Annotated in this window: 16 protein-coding genes; 5 read left to right on the top strand and 11 right to left on the bottom strand. The window is 55.7% G+C overall.

Translation table 11 applies throughout. The features are described 5' to 3' along the window. Positions 1-218 precede the first annotated feature (218 nt). Positions 219-2,363, top strand: coding sequence for an ornithine decarboxylase (locus ETA_RS15455; protein ID WP_012442553.1), 2,145 nt, complete (start codon positions 219-221; stop codon positions 2,361-2,363). A gap of 60 nt (positions 2,364-2,423) precedes the next feature. On the opposite strand, the gene ETA_RS15450 is transcribed toward ETA_RS15455, so the two are convergent. The 4 genes from ETA_RS15450 to mutY all read right to left on the bottom strand — a co-directional run bounded on the left by ETA_RS15450 (position 2,424) and on the right by mutY (position 6,063). Beyond that, positions 2,424-3,077 (bottom strand): TetR/AcrR family transcriptional regulator, encoded by a 654-nt coding sequence (locus ETA_RS15450; RefSeq protein ID WP_012442552.1) that lies wholly within the window; start codon positions 3,075-3,077, stop codon positions 2,424-2,426. Positions 3,078-3,574: 497 nt separating this feature from the next. Beyond that, positions 3,575-4,654 carry a membrane-bound lytic murein transglycosylase MltC gene (mltC, locus tag ETA_RS15445; protein ID WP_012442551.1) on the bottom strand — a complete coding sequence of 360 codons (1,080 nt, stop codon included), beginning with the start codon at positions 4,652-4,654 and terminating at the stop codon, positions 3,575-3,577. A gap of 51 nt (positions 4,655-4,705) precedes the next feature. Beyond that, positions 4,706-4,978 carry an oxidative damage protection protein gene (locus ETA_RS15440; protein WP_012442550.1) on the bottom strand — a complete coding sequence of 91 codons (273 nt, stop codon included), beginning with the start codon at positions 4,976-4,978 and terminating at the stop codon, positions 4,706-4,708. Further along, positions 4,978-6,063, bottom strand: coding sequence for an A/G-specific adenine glycosylase (gene mutY / locus ETA_RS15435; RefSeq protein ID WP_012442549.1), 1,086 nt, complete (start codon positions 6,061-6,063; stop codon positions 4,978-4,980). Before mutY ends, ETA_RS15440 begins: the two co-directional genes overlap by 1 nt. 220 nt (positions 6,064-6,283) lie before the next feature. Here mutY and trmB point away from each other — a divergent pair, with 220 nt between their 5' ends. The 3 genes from trmB to ETA_RS15420 all read left to right on the top strand — a co-directional run bounded on the left by trmB (position 6,284) and on the right by ETA_RS15420 (position 8,175). Beyond that, positions 6,284-7,003, top strand: a complete 720-nt coding sequence (gene trmB, locus ETA_RS15430) for a tRNA (guanosine(46)-N7)-methyltransferase TrmB (RefSeq protein ID WP_012442548.1) — start codon at positions 6,284-6,286, stop codon at positions 7,001-7,003. Beyond that, positions 7,003-7,329 (top strand): YggL family protein, encoded by a 327-nt coding sequence (locus ETA_RS15425; RefSeq protein WP_012442547.1) that lies wholly within the window; start codon positions 7,003-7,005, stop codon positions 7,327-7,329. The genes trmB and ETA_RS15425 overlap by 1 nt, the downstream gene beginning before the upstream one ends. 129 nt (positions 7,330-7,458) lie before the next feature. Next, the gene (locus tag ETA_RS15420; RefSeq protein ID WP_012442546.1) at positions 7,459-8,175 is read left to right on the top strand and encodes a YggN family protein; all 717 of its coding nucleotides are present in this window, start codon (positions 7,459-7,461) and stop codon (positions 8,173-8,175) included. 176 nt (positions 8,176-8,351) lie between these two features. Here ETA_RS15420 and hemW read toward each other — a convergent pair whose 3' ends face one another. From hemW to ETA_RS15400, 4 genes are all read right to left on the bottom strand, one after another. Continuing rightward, the gene (gene hemW / locus ETA_RS15415; RefSeq protein WP_012442545.1) at positions 8,352-9,488 is read right to left on the bottom strand and encodes a radical SAM family heme chaperone HemW; all 1,137 of its coding nucleotides are present in this window, start codon (positions 9,486-9,488) and stop codon (positions 8,352-8,354) included. After that, positions 9,481-10,074 carry an RdgB/HAM1 family non-canonical purine NTP pyrophosphatase gene (gene rdgB / locus ETA_RS15410; protein WP_042959122.1) on the bottom strand — a complete coding sequence of 198 codons (594 nt, stop codon included), beginning with the start codon at positions 10,072-10,074 and terminating at the stop codon, positions 9,481-9,483. The genes hemW and rdgB overlap by 8 nt, the downstream gene beginning before the upstream one ends. 135 nt (positions 10,075-10,209) lie before the next feature. Then, the gene (locus ETA_RS15405) at positions 10,210-10,749 is read right to left on the bottom strand and encodes a YggT family protein (protein WP_012442543.1); all 540 of its coding nucleotides are present in this window, start codon (positions 10,747-10,749) and stop codon (positions 10,210-10,212) included. 8 nt (positions 10,750-10,757) lie between these two features. Next, entirely contained in the window at positions 10,758-11,471 is a 714-nt protein-coding gene (locus ETA_RS15400) for a YggS family pyridoxal phosphate-dependent enzyme (protein WP_012442542.1), read from the bottom strand. Between the two features lie 14 nt (positions 11,472-11,485). Here ETA_RS15400 and ETA_RS15395 point away from each other — a divergent pair, with 14 nt between their 5' ends. Beyond that, complete coding sequence (locus ETA_RS15395) at positions 11,486-12,493, top strand: type IV pilus twitching motility protein PilT (protein ID WP_012442541.1); 1,008 nt, start codon at positions 11,486-11,488, stop codon at positions 12,491-12,493. Positions 12,494-12,501: 8 nt separating this feature from the next. Here the strand turns inward: ETA_RS15395 and ETA_RS15390 are convergent, their stop codons facing one another. The 3 genes from ETA_RS15390 to ETA_RS15380 all read right to left on the bottom strand — a co-directional run bounded on the left by ETA_RS15390 (position 12,502) and on the right by ETA_RS15380 (position 15,005). Next, positions 12,502-13,140, bottom strand: coding sequence for an NrsF family protein (locus tag ETA_RS15390; protein WP_012442540.1), 639 nt, complete (start codon positions 13,138-13,140; stop codon positions 12,502-12,504). After that, positions 13,127-13,693 carry a sigma-70 family RNA polymerase sigma factor gene (locus ETA_RS15385; protein WP_012442539.1) on the bottom strand — a complete coding sequence of 189 codons (567 nt, stop codon included), beginning with the start codon at positions 13,691-13,693 and terminating at the stop codon, positions 13,127-13,129. Before ETA_RS15385 ends, ETA_RS15390 begins: the two co-directional genes overlap by 14 nt. A gap of 73 nt (positions 13,694-13,766) precedes the next feature. Then, positions 13,767-15,005, bottom strand: coding sequence for a protein-disulfide reductase DsbD family protein (locus tag ETA_RS15380; RefSeq protein WP_012442538.1), 1,239 nt, complete (start codon positions 15,003-15,005; stop codon positions 13,767-13,769). Between the last annotated feature and the right edge of the window lie 14 nt (positions 15,006-15,019).

Here is a 15,019-nt window from a genome sequence, read left to right as displayed (position 1 = left end):
AATTGCCCCTCTATACGATGAGGCCCTCCAGCGCTCGGCAATTGGCCATGAGTAAAAACAGACGAGATCTGCTTTTACTGATGTCTATCTGGCGAAGCGGTAAAATACTCTGCTGAACACCCACTTGACAACTTTCGCCGGGAATACGTGCGCTTGTTCATATTCCTATTGCTGTGCCTCCGGCACCCACTCATCCTTGAATATTTGGGATTTGTGCTATGACCCCTTTGAAAATTGCAGCCAGCACGACCGTGGCTATTCACCTTCGTACCGGGCGTGAAGTCGTTACGTTGGATAACACAGATTTTACCGATGTGGCGGCGGTGGTGCTCTCCGTCAGTGACTCCCGATCCGGTATGCTGGCACTGTTACGCCACACCGGCTTTGCGCTACCGGTCTTTATCGCGCTGGACGACGTTTCACAGGCGGTGGACTTACCGCAGGTCGATGGCGTACTGAATGGGGATGCAGACGATGCTGCGATGCTGGAATCTGCCGCGGCAGAGTACCAGTCAAAGCTACTGCCTCCTTTCTTTCACACGCTGACTAAATATGTTGCGATGGAGAACAGCACCTTTGCCTGTCCTGGCCATCAGGGCGGTGCTTTCTTCAAAAAACACCCGGCCGGGCGTCAGTTTTACGACTTCTTTGGTGAGAATGTATTTCGTGCGGATATGTGCAACGCCGATGTGAAGCTCGGCGATTTGCTCATCCACGAGGGTTCCGCGAAACACGCGCAAAAATTTGCCGCTAAGGTGTTTAATGCAGATAAAACCTACTTTGTGCTGAACGGCACGTCCAGCGCCAACAAAGTGGTGACCAATGCGCTACTGACCCGTGGCGACCTGGTGTTATTTGACCGCAATAACCATAAATCTAACCATCATGGTGCGCTAATCCAGGCTGGAGCTACGCCGGTTTATCTTGAAACCGCGCGCAACCCGTTTGGCTTTATCGGCGGTATTGACGCGCACTGCTTTGATGAAGCCTATATTCGTCAGCAGATTTCTCAGGTGGCAGCCGATCGCACCGATGATGCACGTCCGTTCCGCCTGGCGGTGATCCAGCTTGGTACCTACGATGGCACGGTTTACAACGCCCGTAAGGTGCTCGACAGCATTGGGCATTTGTGCGATTACATTCTTTTTGACTCGGCATGGGTCGGTTATGAGCAGTTTATTCCGGTGATGGCTGCCTGTTCGCCGTTGCTGCTCGATCTGCAACCCGGCGATCCCGGTATTTTCGTCACGCAGTCGGTACATAAACAGCAGGCCGGGTTCTCTCAGACCTCTCAAATCCACAAGAAAGATAATCATATTCGCGGCCAGCCGCGTTTTTGCAGTCATAAACGCCTGAATAATGCCTTTATGCTGCATGCTTCTACCAGCCCTTTCTATCCGCTGTTTGCCGCGTTGGACATCAATGCAAAGATGCACCAGGGCGAAGCCGGACGTCGCCTGTGGCACGAGTGTGTGATGCTCGGTATCGAAGCGCGTAAGGCCATTCTTGAACGCTGCACCATGATCAAGCCGTTTATACCTGACGACGTTGACGGTCAGCCGTGGCAGAATGCGCCGAATGCGACCATCGCCAGTGACGCCCGCTATTTCAGCTTTGCGCCAGGGGCGCAGTGGCACGGCTTTGCAGGCTATGAAAAGGATCAATACCTGGTCGATCCTTGTAAGCTGCTGTTGACGACGCCGGGTATTGATGCCGCCAGCGGTAAATATGCCGCATTTGGTATCCCGGCGACTATTCTTGCCAACTATTTGCGTGAGAATGGTGTCGTACCAGAAAAATGCGACTTGAATTCAATTCTGTTCTTGCTAACCCCGGCGGAGAGTGCGGAGAAGATGGCCCGGCTGGTGACAAAGCTGGCGCAGTTTGAGCAGCATATTAAAGAGGATGCGTTGCTACGCGACGTGCTGCCGACTATTTATCGTAAAAATGCGGTGCGATATAAAGATTATACCCTGCGCCGTTTGTGTCAGGAGATGCACGATCTGTATGTCAGCCACGACGTAAAGGCCCTGCAAAAGGCGATGTTCCGTCAACAAACGCTGCCCCAGGTTGCGATGAACCCCCAGGATGCCAATATCGAATTTATCCGTGGCAACGTCGAACTGGTCGCTGTCTCGGAGGCCGCAGGGCGCATTGCTGCTGAAGGCGCACTGCCTTATCCGCCGGGCGTGCTGTGCGTAGTGCCGGGAGAAGTGTGGGGCGGGGCGGTTCAGCGCTACTTTTTAGCGCTCGAAGAGGGACTTAACCTACTGCCTGGCTTCTCACCAGAGTTGCAGGGCGTGTATGCGGCAGCCGATGAAAACGGTATTAAGCACCTGCAGGGATATGTGATCGCTAAATAGCCTGCTGGGGCGACGAACACGTCGCCCCTTTAATGCAGATGTTGAGATGTGTCCGCGGCGCTATTCTGTTGCCCGCGCATCCTCACGCGCCTGATGAACGATCGCTTTGGCGATCCACTTACCTATCTCCTGCAGCTCATCGTTATCGCAGCCCCAAATATCCTTCATGACCAGAAAAATCTCTGAACCATAAACCAGTGACAGTGCGCGCACCACGCGATCGTTTAACTCCGTGGTCAGTTCGTCCTTTAGCGGCAGCGTGACCAGCGACAGTATCGCCGCGTGATTACTGCGCACCAGCCTTTCCTGTCGCGGTGGAGAATCGGCTGACTGTAATCGCGCCCACTGCGTCAAAGACAGATGTAGCGCGGCGCGCAGAGTGCCCTCGTGCTTCAGCATATGGGGAAATGCGAAACTGAGTAATTCATCAATACGCGCAATTACGTCCTGATGGGTGGGCTGCCAGTCTGCCATCGGGCTCAGCGTCGCGGCGACAATAGCTGAAACTAGCGCATTTTGTGTAGGGAAGTAACGATAGGCGGTGGCGCGTGACAGCTGCGCTTCATGCGCGACTTCCGTAATAGACGGAAAAGCTCCCCCGTCAAACAGTCTTATTGCGGTGTCAATCAGTAGGAGACGTGTTCTGGCTCGCGTTCTCGTTAATACCAGAATGTCGACGGGATCCCTCTGTTCCACGGTAACCTCATTTTCCATAATCAGTCAGCCTGTCCTTAGAATAGCGGCCAGTACAACATCGCTAACGGCGGTGATTGTCGTGATGGCGCTGGCTGCTACCCGTAATGGTATAAGTCGCAAAAATCGTTGCTATACTCACATTACATTCAATAAATTTATCATTATTAATTGTGAAAAAGTGAGATTAATTTTAATTTTTCTCGCAATATCAAAAATTTTTGCGTTTTAATCCTAAGATATCAACGTCTTATTATTTGGTTTTGTGGGCGCCCTGGGAGAGGATGATTATTATACAGCATGTTGTCGGTTTTTTTTGACAACAGACATTAAACTTAGCTAACTGTTTTCATCGAGGAATCGATATGACACGTTGCCGTAAATAGGTAAGGCGGAGAGTTTTTTCACCTAAGTATGCTTTCTTGGCGGTATCTTGTCATGTTACCTGCCGTTGTGATGGTATGCAGAAGGCGGCGGGCCCGGAGTCATTGAGCCCGACGTGATAAAAGGAGGGAAAACTAGTAACGGTGATAGCCCTTCTGGGCGTTGTTCACTTTATACAGGTAACGGCGTGACTCGGCCGACGGGTGTTTGTTGGTCAGCGTTTGGTAAACCTCTGAAGGTGACAGGCCGTTAATCGTGTTGAAAGCACGATCTTTATTGCTGGAAAACACCCGCAGCACGCTACCCGCTCCGCCGTTATAGGCGGTAATGACCGCATAGCGCCGTGAGGTTGGGTTATTGATACCAGAAAGATAGCTGCCCTGAAGCAGGGAGAGATAGGCTGCTCCGGCATCAATGTTGTTTTCAGGGTCCAGCAAATAGCTGCGGCTGGGTTTGCCCCATTTCCCCTTCATGCGGAAAACGTCAAGACCGGCAGTATGCTGCACGACCTGCATCAGGCCCAGGGCATCAGCATGGCTTACCGCATAGGGGTTAAAGCTGGATTCAATCTGCATAATCGCCAGGATTAGCGACTGATCGACGCCGTAGCGCTCTGCGGCTTTGCGCACCATAGGCAGGTATTTATGCGCACGTTTGTCGAGATGGTTTGGCACCATCGGGATGGTGACCGACCAGATCGTATGCAGTCCGGAATTGCGCCGCTGTAGTTTATTTTGGATCAGGTAGTCCGCAAAACTGGCGGCGCGCCCCTGCCAGCGAATGGGCTGCCCGGTGTTATCCAGTACCTGGCCGTAAAGCAGCGGCTCTTTGCCTGTCTGAATATCATTGGCGTCAGAATAGAGATCGACGTTGCTGGGATCTTCACCGATCAGCAGGGTAGTGATAATCGCCTGACGCAGGCTGGCCGTTGGGTCAGTCCCGGCGATGGTTTCAATGGTGATGCTACCGGCTTCAAAGTTGATATGGCTGCGGGTGTAGTAGCCATCGCTGTACTTCACATAGTCTTTCGGGCCGGCTATCAGCACCTCATTGATCCCCCAGATATTTTCGATGTTGTGGGCAAACTGTCCCATCAAAATATCAAAGGCATTGGTGTCTTTAACCCACTCTTCATGGAAGACGTTCTGTTTCTTGCTGGAGCAGGATATCAATAACGGTGCGATAATTAGTAAAGAAATCAGTTTCTTGTTCATTTTTCGTACATTGCCCACAATTTATAAGGCCTCCTCATTGAGGCCCAACGCTTATTCTTCCGGCGGGGTATAACCTTCGATATGAACTTCATGACCTTCGAACAAGAACTTAATCATCTCCTGTTCCAGCAGTTTGCGGTCATCAGGATTCATCATACTCAGTTTCTTTTCATTGATAAGCATGGTCTGCTTTGCCATCCATTTTGACCAGGCCTCTTTCGAAATCTCATTAAAGATACGTTTACCGGTGTCTCCAGGATAGAGCTGGAAATCCTGTCCTTCGGCATCACGTTGCAAGAACGTACAAAATATAGTGCGGCTCATTACTTTTCCTCTTCTGTCGCGCAAGCGTTCAGCGCCATTTGTTGTGGCTGGCGCAGCTGCTGTAGCAGGCGATCCACCGGTGCGGCCAGCCCCACGGCGGGCGGCTGCGCTAAGTTATACCAGAGACCCGCGCCATCATCCATTGCCAGCCGGGCAGAAGGCAGATCCAGCCAGACGGGCACAATATCCAGATGGAAATGGCTGAAGGTATGGCGGAAAGCGTTCATCTGTTGCAGTTTACTGTCATCGACCCCGCGTGCGCGCAGTGCCGCGCGCAGATCGGACTCGGTAGCGTACTGCGGGAAGCAGAACAATCCGCCCCACAGTCCGACCGGCGGGCGCTGTTCCAGCCATACGTCCTGACCTTGCTGCATCAGCAGCAGCCAGCCGGTGCGCTCTGGGATCGTTTTTTTAGGTTTTTTACCCGGGTACTGTGCCCAGCTGCCGTGAGCATACGCCATGCAGCCGCTATTCACTGGGCAGATCTCACACTTAGGCTTCGAGCGTGTGCACACTATCGCGCCGATATCCATCATCGCCTGATTAAACCGGCTGACGCCGTCGGCGGGAGTCACCTCTTCACTGATTTGCCACAGGCGCTTTTCCACCTCTTTGCGGCCAGGCCAGCCCGCGACGGCATAACAGCGGGCCAGCACACGCTTGACGTTGCCATCAAGGATAGGAAAGTGCTTGCCCAGCGCCAGTGACAGAATGGCCCCCGCCGTTGAACGACCGACGCCGGGCAGATCGGCGACCTCCGCGAAGGTTTGCGGGAACACCCCGCCGTGCTTCTCCACCACGGTTTTTGCCGCCTTATGCAGATTGCGCGCACGCGCGTAATAGCCGAGGCCGGTCCACAGATGCAGCACTTCATCCAGCGGGGCGGCGGCCAGATCGCTCACGTCGGGGAAACGTGCCATAAAGCGCTCAAAGTAGGGAATGACGGTGGCGACCTGGGTTTGCTGCAGCATCACTTCGGACAGCCAGACTTTGTAAGGCGTTTTTTCCAGCTGCCACGGCAGAGTTTTACGTCCATAGCGCTGATACCAGTCCAGTACCTGCTGTGAAAACTGCGATGCCTGCATAGTGTCTGTTTCCGCCCGTGATTGAGATAAATCAGGCAGGGATTCCAGCACAGACAATAATCAGTGTAAACCGGTTATTCGCTGCATTTTGTGAATGACGCAGGCGTACAGGCACTTCCGCCCAGACGGCGGCTATCCTGCCAGCCAGCCCGGCCTTTATGTTTTCACTCACGAAGGGCATAATGCCCGCTTTCTACAGTGCACAGTTGCAGGCAGAATCATGAAAAACGATGTTATCTCACCGGAATTTGACGAAAACGGTCGCGCCTTACGCCGTATCCGCAGCTTTGTACGTCGTCAGGGCCGTCTGACCAAAGGTCAGCAGCAGGCGCTGGATCAGCTGTGGCCGGTGATGGGCGTTGAGTATCAGCCGGAACCGGTGGATTTAACCGCTCTGTTTGGCCGGGAAGCCCCGCTGGTGTTAGAAATCGGCTTCGGTATGGGCGCATCGCTGGTCGCGATGGCTGCCAGCAACCCGCAGCAGAACTTCCTCGGCATTGAAGTGCATTCACCGGGCGTGGGTGCCTGCCTGGCAACGGCGCAAGAGGCCGGGGTGGATAATCTGCGCGTGATGTGTCATGACGCGGTAGAAGTGTTGAATACCATGATCCCGGATAACTCGCTGCGCATGGTGCAGCTGTTTTTCCCGGACCCGTGGCATAAGGCGCGTCACAACAAACGCCGCATTGTGCAGGTGCCGTTCGCCGAGCTGGTAATGCGTAAGCTGAAACTGGGCGGCGTGTTCCATATGGCAACCGACTGGGAAGCCTATGCGCAACATATGCTGGAGGTGATGAACAGCATCGACGGCTATAAAAATCAGTCACAAAGCGGTGACTGGGTACCGCGCCCGGACTCGCGACCGCTAACGAAATTTGAGCAGCGCGGCCAGCGTCTTGGTCACGGTGTATGGGATCTGATGTTTGAGAGGGTTAAATAATGGCTACACAACGCAGTCGTCGTCTTCGCAAGAAAATGCATATCGATGAGTTTCAGGAATTAGGTTTCGCCGTCGGCTTCACCTTCCCGGAAGGGAGCGACGAACAGGTTATTGATAGCACCGTTGATGCGCTGATCGATGAAGCGATCGCTCCGAACGGACTGGCGTTTGACGGCAGCGGCTATCTGCAGTGGGAAGGTCTGATCTGCCTGCAGAAAATCGGCAAATGCACTGATGAACATCGTGAGCTGGTGAAAAACTGGCTGGAAGCACGCCAGCTGGGTGACGTGAAAGTGACCGAACTTTTTGACGTCTGGTGGGACTAAGTATACCAGGACGCAGATGAAAACCCCGGCGGAGCATGAATCAGTGTTCGTATGCGGGGCATTCACCATCGTTTAACAGGGGGTGACCGTTTTGTCGGTCGCCCCTTTTTTCTATCAAGGAGTAGAACCATGCGCAAAATCCTTTTCAGTGGAGCACTGCTGCTGCTGGCCGCAGGCCAGGCCCAGGCAGACTATCAGTGTCGCGTTAATCCTCAGGACGACATCGTAATCAACCCACAGCAGGTGAAGGTGGTGGGAGCCAGCGGCAATCTGTCGATCTCGCCATCGGGTGACGTGCAGCGAAACGGTAATCTGGTGAACATTGACCCGGCGACCCGGCAAAAGGCCGTCGACTATCAGAACGCGCTGCGCCGTGATTTGCCGTGGATTGACGGCGGCGCGAAGCAGCGGCTGGAAAAAGGCCGTGTGGCGCTGGATCGGGTGATTGTCGATAAGCTGGGCCAGGAGAGCAGCGTGCGTAAACGCCTGACCACGCTGGATGGTCAGCTGAAACAGCAGATGAACCGCATTATTGAGCAGCGTAGCGATGGCCTGACCTTCCACCATAAGGCGGTGGCAGAAGTACGCCAGGACGGTGAGCAGCTGGTGCAAAGCGCGCTGGGCGGCGTGGTGCAGGACAGCCTGAATGAGATGGGCACCCGGTCGGTTGGTAATGGCGATAACCCGCTACAGGCGATTATGGGCAACCTCGGGGGCTTACAGCAGTCGATTCAGGCAGAATGGAACAATCAGCAGCAGGACTTCCAGAATTTTGGTCATGAAGTCTGTCACCGCGTGATTAAACTGGAAGACCAACGTAAGGCGTTGATTGCCGGATTAAAGTGATAAGCGGAGTTCTGCTATCCCGGGGGGCTCTTAAGCGCCTCCGAGAAAGGACATCTCGATATTGTATTGAACTTTTTTGACCGTGGGCTATTCAGATTCCACCTCTTAACTGATAAATACGCTTTCTCTACCCGGCAAGGATTTCAGCTTACCTGGCCGGGTAGAGAGTGCTGACGCTATTCCGCCAGGAACAGTTCCAGCAGCGAGTTCAGAAACAGTTTACCTTTCTCGGTTACCTGCCAGTATTCAGCGGTTTCCGTCAGATAGCCTTTGGCCAGCGCGGTGTCGATCTGCGCACGTACGCTGTGCTCTGGCAGGCCGGTATAGCGCGTATATTCGGCGCGCGGCGCGGCTTCCAGCAGGCGAAAGCGGTTCATAAAGAACTCGAACGGCTTCTCGGCATCGGCCACCTCACAACGCTTATCCAGATAGTTACCGGACATAAACCCACGCGGATGGCGGGTTTTGCTGGTGCGGATAATCGTTCCGTCAGGCTGGGTCAGCTTACCGTGCGCGCCGCAGCCAATGCCGAGGTAATCACCGAAACGCCAGTAGTTCAGATTGTGCTCGCAGCGATAGCCGGGTTTGGCATAGGCGGACGTTTCATACTGCTGATAGCCGGCGGCGCTCAGCAGCTGGTGGCCCTGCTCGAAAATATCCCACAGGTCGTCTTCATCAGGTAAGCGCGGCGGTCTTGAGGCAAACAGCGTGTTTGGCTCAATCGTCAGCTGGTACCACGACAGATGCGGCGGGTTCAGGGCAATCGCCTGGCGTAAATCGTCCAGCGCTTCTTCCAGAGACTGGTCGGGCAGGCCGTGCATCAGGTCAAGGTTAAAGCTGCGCAGGCCGAGTCCGGCGGCAAGCTCCGCCGCGCGCCTGGCTTCATCCGGGCCGTGAATGCGCCCGAGGCGCTGTAGTTTTGCCGGGCTGAAACTCTGTACGCCAATGGAAATACGGTTAATCCCGGCGCGCTGATAGCTGCTAAAGCGATCGGCCTCGACCGCGCCGGGATTGGCTTCCATGGTGATCTCCGCGTCCGGCGACAGCGGCAGCCTTGCGCGCACGCCGTCCAGCAGCATCTGCATCGCCTCACCGCTTAGCAGGCTGGGCGTACCGCCACCGATAAAGACAGTGCCGACTTCGCGTCCCGATGTCAGCGGCAGGTCAGTATCCAGGTCGTTCAGCAGATGCTGCACGTATTCTTCATGCGGCACCTCGCCTTTCAGCGCGTGGGAATTGAAATCGCAATAGGGGCATTTCTGTACACACCAGGGAATGTGGATATACAGGCTTAACGCGGGCAGATTAACCATGTTTCATCGCGTCCAGCAGCAGGTTCAGCGCCTTCCCGCGATGGGAAACGGCCAGCTTTTCGCTTTTGCTCATCTCGGCTGCGGTCTTACCCAGCTCCGGGACAAAGAAAATCGGATCGTAGCCGAAACCACCAACGCCAGCAGCGCTATGCGCAATCTCGCCCGTCCAGCTGCCATGGAACACCAGCGGCGTAGGGTCTGCGGCATGGCGCAGATACACCAGTACGCAGTGAAAATGCGCCTGGCGTTCGCCGTCCGGCACGGCATTCAGCGCCGCCAGAAGTTTGTCCAGGTTCTGCCGATCGGTTGCTTCTTCACCCGCATAGCGGGCTGAATAAATACCCGGCGCTCCGCCAAGGACGTCGACCGCCAGACCGGAATCGTCGGCAATTGCCGGTAGTCCGGTGACGGCTGAAGCGTGACGCGCCTTCAGGATGGCGTTCTCAATAAAGGTCAAACCGGTTTCTTCGGCTGACTCTACGCCCAGCGCTGTCTGCGCCACGATATCAAGGCCAAACGCGGCCAGCAGGTCGGCCAGCTCACGCACCTTACCGGGGTTGCCGGTGGCGAGTACAACTTGTTGCATAGTCAATCCAGATTGTTGTTTCATTCTATTTGGTTGCCAGAATGGCTGCGGTTGCCGGCGGGGAGCAGGTTCCACCCCGGCGGCTGAAGCAAAGTCAGTGGCCGGGGCGCTGCAACGACAGGCAGTAAAGCGGTTTTAGAATTGCGCCCAGCCTGGAATATATTCCAGCCCGAGGAAATTCAGCATATACAGGACGAGGATCACCGCCATCGCAGAGAAGTCGATACCGCCCATTGCCGGGATAATGCGGCGGATGGGTGCCATTAACGGCTCCGTCAGCTGTAACAGCACATAATCCACCGGATTACGTCCCTGGCTGACCCAGCTCATCAACGAGCGCACGATAATCACCCAAAATACCAGCATGCCGGCGGCTTTTACCAGCAGCACCAGGCCCAGATAGAGGAAAATCGGATCGGGGATAAACAGGCGCAGCATCACCGGGATCGACAGCACGCTGACGATATACGCTATCAGCAGTGAGGCGGTATCAAGCGGCCCGATGGACGGGATAATGCGCCGCAGTGGTTTAACCACAGGCTGGGTGATTTTCACCACAAATTGCGAAAACGGGTTGTAGAAGTCGCAACGTGCCCACTGCATCCAGATGCGCAGTAACAGCACTTTGATATAAATCGCCATCACCGTAGTTACCAGAAAGATCAACGCTAGCATGGGGTTCCTTAGTTATTGTGTGTAGCGGCGGCGCTAACATAGTCGCGCGCGCCGAAAATGGCGGTGCCAATTCGCACCATGTTGCTTCCCGCCGCAATCGCGGCGTCCATATCATCACTCATGCCCAGCGAGAGAGTATCCACGCCGGGATACTGCTGTTGCAGCTGTTTAAACGCTGCCGCCATCTGCTGGCACACCGCCAGCTGACTGGCATAGTCGTCCTGAGGTGCAGGGATAGCCATTAAGCCACGTAGCTTCAGACGCGGTAGCGCCGCGATCTGCTGCGCCAGCGCCGGCAGCTCTGCCAGCATAATGCCTGATTTGCTCTGCTCTGCGCTGATATTTATTTGAATCAGCACATTAAGCGGAGGCAGGGGATCGGGGCGCTGCTGGCTAAGGCGCTCGGCAATACGCAGGCGATCGACGGTATGACACCAGTCGAAGTTCTCCGCCACCAGGCGACTTTTATTGGACTGTAGCGGCCCGATAAAGTGCCAGACAAGGTCAGGGTTTGCCAGCAGCTGGATTTTATCTACCCCTTCCTGCACGTAATTTTCACCGAAGCAATGCTGTCCGGCGGCGACCGCTTCTTCGATGGCGCTCGCAGGTTTTGTTTTGCTCACTGCAAGCAGCGTAATCTCTTGTGGGCAGCGCCCGCATTGCGCGGCTGCCGCCGAGATCCGCTGTTGGACTTGCTGTAAGTTGTGCTTAATCGAAGTCATAGTCAGGGAAACATATGGATATTGAGGATTTAGTGGCCCTTAGTGTAAAGCATAATGCGGGGGATCTGCACCTTTGCAGTGGACATTCGCCATTCTGGCGCTGTGACGGTCGGCTGGAGGCGGTACCCGACAGGCCCGTGCTGCAACAAAAGTGGCTGGAAAGCGTTGCCGCAGACTGGCTGACTTCGGAGCAATATCACGAACTGACGCAGAACGGCCAGGTGGATTTTGCCCTGACGCTGGGCGACGGCGTGCGTCTGCGCGCTAATCTGTTTCGCCAGCGTCACGGCCTTTCGCTGGCGCTGCGTTTGATTGCCGCCCGGTGTCCGCCGCTGGCATCACTGCATCTGCCTGCCGTGACCGCTTCTCTGTTGCAGATGGAAGAAGGGCTTATTTTGATTACCGGCGCGACCGGCAGCGGCAAGTCCACCACGCTGGCAGCGCTGATCGACGACATGAACCGGCGGCAGCGGAGGCATATTCTGACGCTGGAAGACCCAGTAGAATTTTTGCACCACAGCGCACAATCGTTGATCCAACAGCGTGAGAAAGGGCTGCATTTCACCCGCTTTGACGCCGGGCTGCGTGCGGCGTTGCGTCAGGACCCGGATGTGATCCTGCTGGGTGAGTTGCGTGATGCGGAAACCATCCGTCTGGCACTGACGGCTGCCGAAACCGGGCACCTGGTGCTGGCGACGCTGCATACCCGTGGTGCCGCTCAGGCGGTGGAGCGGCTGGTGGACGTGTTTCCGGGCGATGAAAAGAATCTGGTGCGTAGTCAGCTGGCGGGGAGTCTGAAGGCGGTCATTGCCCAGCGTTTGGTCACAGCAGTGCAGGGCAGGGTGGCGCTGTTTGAAGTTCTGGTGAATGGCCCGGCGGCGGCAAATTTGATCCGCGAAGGAAAAAGTCATCAGTTGCCAGGGCTATTACAGACCGGTAGCCAGCAAGGAATGCAAACCTTTGAACAGAGCCTTGCCGAGCGGAAAAAAATGGGCCTGGTGAGCGCCACGCCAGCGGTCTGATCCCAACGCTACTGGCCAAGACGTATCCATTTTCTTCCGGCCAGCATGGTGATGGCCGTAATGGTAATGCCTGCCGCAAGGTGCATAAAAAAGTCGAACAGGTGCAGCCGGGTGCCGTGACATAAAGACAGCAGTACCGACGACATAAAAGCCGTTCCGCAGCCTGCCAGCGCCAGGCTCTGGGCGGGGTAGAGCGAACGGGTACGATACAGGCAGATAATTGAAATTATCATCATCGGCAGGCTGGCCGTCAGCATAAACAGATAGCAATGCACCCCCTCACCGAGCCTGCCCGCTGCCGTAAGGGTGGGTGAGGTCGTGTTCAGTAGATTCACAGCCAGCCAGAGCATGGCCAGCAGGGCTGCCCACCTGAGGCGGAGCGGCTTGCGACCGGCAATACTGAGATTAAAGGCACCGGCAATGGCGCTGGCACCGATGATAAACGAAATCAGCAGCGAGATAAGCGCGGGAAACGCTCCCGGCTGTGACCAGTCGGTATATTTACTGTGAAATGCCCAGCTGCTGAGCATCCCGCAGGGAAGCACGGCAATCGTCCAGGCGGCAACGCGCCAGCCGGTTGGCCAGATGCGTTTTACCGGGCCGGCCCTGTTGCTGAGCTGGTCGATCAGCCGATCATGGTTTCTCATGGGTACCCCTGCCATACTTACGGAGGTTTAACATTGCGCGATGCAACAGTGATTTAACCGCAGAAACGGACATATTATTTTGTGCCGCCGCCTGCATCAGGCTTTGCTCACCCAGATGTACGGACTCCACCATCTCGCGCTGGCGCGGCGGCAGGCTGCCCAGATATCCGGTCAAAACGTCATTTTCTTCGCGTCCGGCGGATTCAAAGCCGTCTGGCTCTGCGGCCCGATTGAGTAGCGCGTCCTCATCCTGCACCTCCAGACGGCGGCCAGACTGGCGCAACGCATCAATTGACCGCGCGGAGGTGATGGCCGCCACCCAGGGAAGAATAGGGCGCTGTGGGTCGTAGGTATGACGCACGCGATGGATCGCCAGTAACGTTTCCTGAACCACGTCTTCAATCAGCGCCTCATCGCAGATTTTTCTGCGCACAAATGCCCTGATGGCGGGCACCATCGCTTTCAAAAGCCGGTTATAGGCGGCCTTGTCGCCAGCCTGAGCACGGGCCATCAGTGCTGGCCAGGCCCGCGCCTGTGCTTCACCTTCTGCCATTGGCAGCCCTGAAACAAAAGGGCCAATGCTTAAGGTAATGGCACATAGCGATGGCTTTTTATCATCAACTGACTCATGTTTTTTTCCTATTCATCGTGGCACTTTCGAGCGCGGAAATAACGATATGAGGCGTCAGCACCTGTGGCAGCACCACCGGTTTACCGCCGTCTGCAGGATAAACAACATACAGCGGCAGACCGCCGCGACCAAAATCGCTGAGCGCCTGTTCGACATCAGGATTGTAGTTCGTTGAGTCGGCGATCATATAAATAGTGCCGGTGCGCGCTATCGCGGATTTAACCGCCTCGGTCGACAGCGAGGTACGATCGTTCACCTGGCAAGTGATGCACCAGGACGCGGTGAAGTTGACCAGAACCGGTTGCCCCTGCCCTTTTACCGCATCCACCTTCTGCGGTGACCAGGCCACCGTTGCCGCGGCTTCAGCGTTTTCAGCAGGGGTATCCCGGTGGGAAAACGTTCCAATATTGGCCAGCGGCGGCACAACCAGCAAAGCGAATATGGCGCTGGCGATATGCATCGGCCAGTGGCGTTTGCCCATCATACGGCGTTTCTGAGCTTTACCATAAAGCCAGGCGGCAAAGCTGAGTATGATGCAGCATGCCAGGATCGCCGCCAGCGCCAGTGAACCCGCCTGCCGCTCAAGAACCCAGATAAGCCAGGCTACCGCCCCCAGCATCGGAAATGCGAGTCCATGTTTTAGCGTGACCATCCAGGCGCCCGGTGCGGGCAATATGCGTGCCAGCAGCGGAAAGAAGGAGATTAATGTAAACGGCGCGGCGAAGCCCAGCGCCAGCGCAATAAAAATCACCAGACTGACCGGCGTTGGTTGAGTCAACGCGTAGCCGATGGCGCTGGCCATAAAGGGCGCGCTACAGGGTGTGGCAACGATAATCGCCAGCGCACCGGTCAGTGCGGAGCCCGTCAGACCTGAGCGCGTACCGCCCACTTCACCGACCCTCTGCACAGAAAGGCCAATCTCAAACAGGCCGAACAGATTGAGCGCCGATGCCAGCATGACCAGAGCAAGAAGCGCAATCACCAGCGGTGACTGCAGCTGGAACCCCCAGCCGACCGCCGAGCCGCCGGAACGGGCCAACATCAGTGCGCCAGCCAGCGCAAGCATGGTTATTACCACGCCGCCCAGAAAGGCCAGACCTTCGGCTCTGGCCTGAGCGGGCCGATCGTGATGACGGATCAGGCTTAGCGCCTTGAGCGAAATGACCGGGAAAACGCACGGCATCAGATTGAGAATGATGCCGCCCAGCAGGGCGGCAGCGATAGCAGTCAGCATAATAAACCTACTTA

It is taken from the genome of Erwinia tasmaniensis Et1/99, assembly GCF_000026185.1.
In the GTDB taxonomy this organism is placed as follows: domain Bacteria; phylum Pseudomonadota; class Gammaproteobacteria; order Enterobacterales; family Enterobacteriaceae; genus Erwinia; species Erwinia tasmaniensis.
Note: the sequence above shows the minus strand (reverse complement) of the source record. Positions and strands in the feature narration are given on the sequence as shown.

Coding starts and splice junctions, on each gene's coding strand:
- ETA_RS15395 (WP_012442541.1), top strand. CDS start 11,486: ATGGATATTGAGGATTTAGTGGCCCTTAGTGTAAAGCATAATGCGGGG.
- ETA_RS15425 (WP_012442547.1), top strand. CDS start 7,003: ATGGCTACACAACGCAGTCGTCGTCTTCGCAAGAAAATGCATATCGAT.
- ETA_RS15380 (WP_012442538.1), bottom strand. CDS start 15,005: ATGCTGACTGCTATCGCTGCCGCCCTGCTGGGCGGCATCATTCTCAAT.
- ETA_RS15405 (WP_012442543.1), bottom strand. CDS start 10,749: ATGCTAGCGTTGATCTTTCTGGTAACTACGGTGATGGCGATTTATATC.
- ETA_RS15440 (WP_012442550.1), bottom strand. CDS start 4,978: ATGAGCCGCACTATATTTTGTACGTTCTTGCAACGTGATGCCGAAGGA.
- ETA_RS15390 (WP_012442540.1), bottom strand. CDS start 13,140: ATGAGAAACCATGATCGGCTGATCGACCAGCTCAGCAACAGGGCCGGC.
- ETA_RS15385 (WP_012442539.1), bottom strand. CDS start 13,693: ATGGCAGAAGGTGAAGCACAGGCGCGGGCCTGGCCAGCACTGATGGCC.
- mltC (WP_012442551.1), bottom strand. CDS start 4,654: ATGAACAAGAAACTGATTTCTTTACTAATTATCGCACCGTTATTGATA.
- hemW (WP_012442545.1), bottom strand. CDS start 9,488: ATGGTTAATCTGCCCGCGTTAAGCCTGTATATCCACATTCCCTGGTGT.
- ETA_RS15420 (WP_012442546.1), top strand. CDS start 7,459: ATGCGCAAAATCCTTTTCAGTGGAGCACTGCTGCTGCTGGCCGCAGGC.
- trmB (WP_012442548.1), top strand. CDS start 6,284: ATGAAAAACGATGTTATCTCACCGGAATTTGACGAAAACGGTCGCGCC.
- ETA_RS15455 (WP_012442553.1), top strand. CDS start 219: ATGACCCCTTTGAAAATTGCAGCCAGCACGACCGTGGCTATTCACCTT.
- rdgB (WP_042959122.1), bottom strand. CDS start 10,074: ATGCAACAAGTTGTACTCGCCACCGGCAACCCCGGTAAGGTGCGTGAG.
- ETA_RS15400 (WP_012442542.1), bottom strand. CDS start 11,471: ATGACTTCGATTAAGCACAACTTACAGCAAGTCCAACAGCGGATCTCG.
- ETA_RS15450 (WP_012442552.1), bottom strand. CDS start 3,077: ATGGAAAATGAGGTTACCGTGGAACAGAGGGATCCCGTCGACATTCTG.
- mutY (WP_012442549.1), bottom strand. CDS start 6,063: ATGCAGGCATCGCAGTTTTCACAGCAGGTACTGGACTGGTATCAGCGC.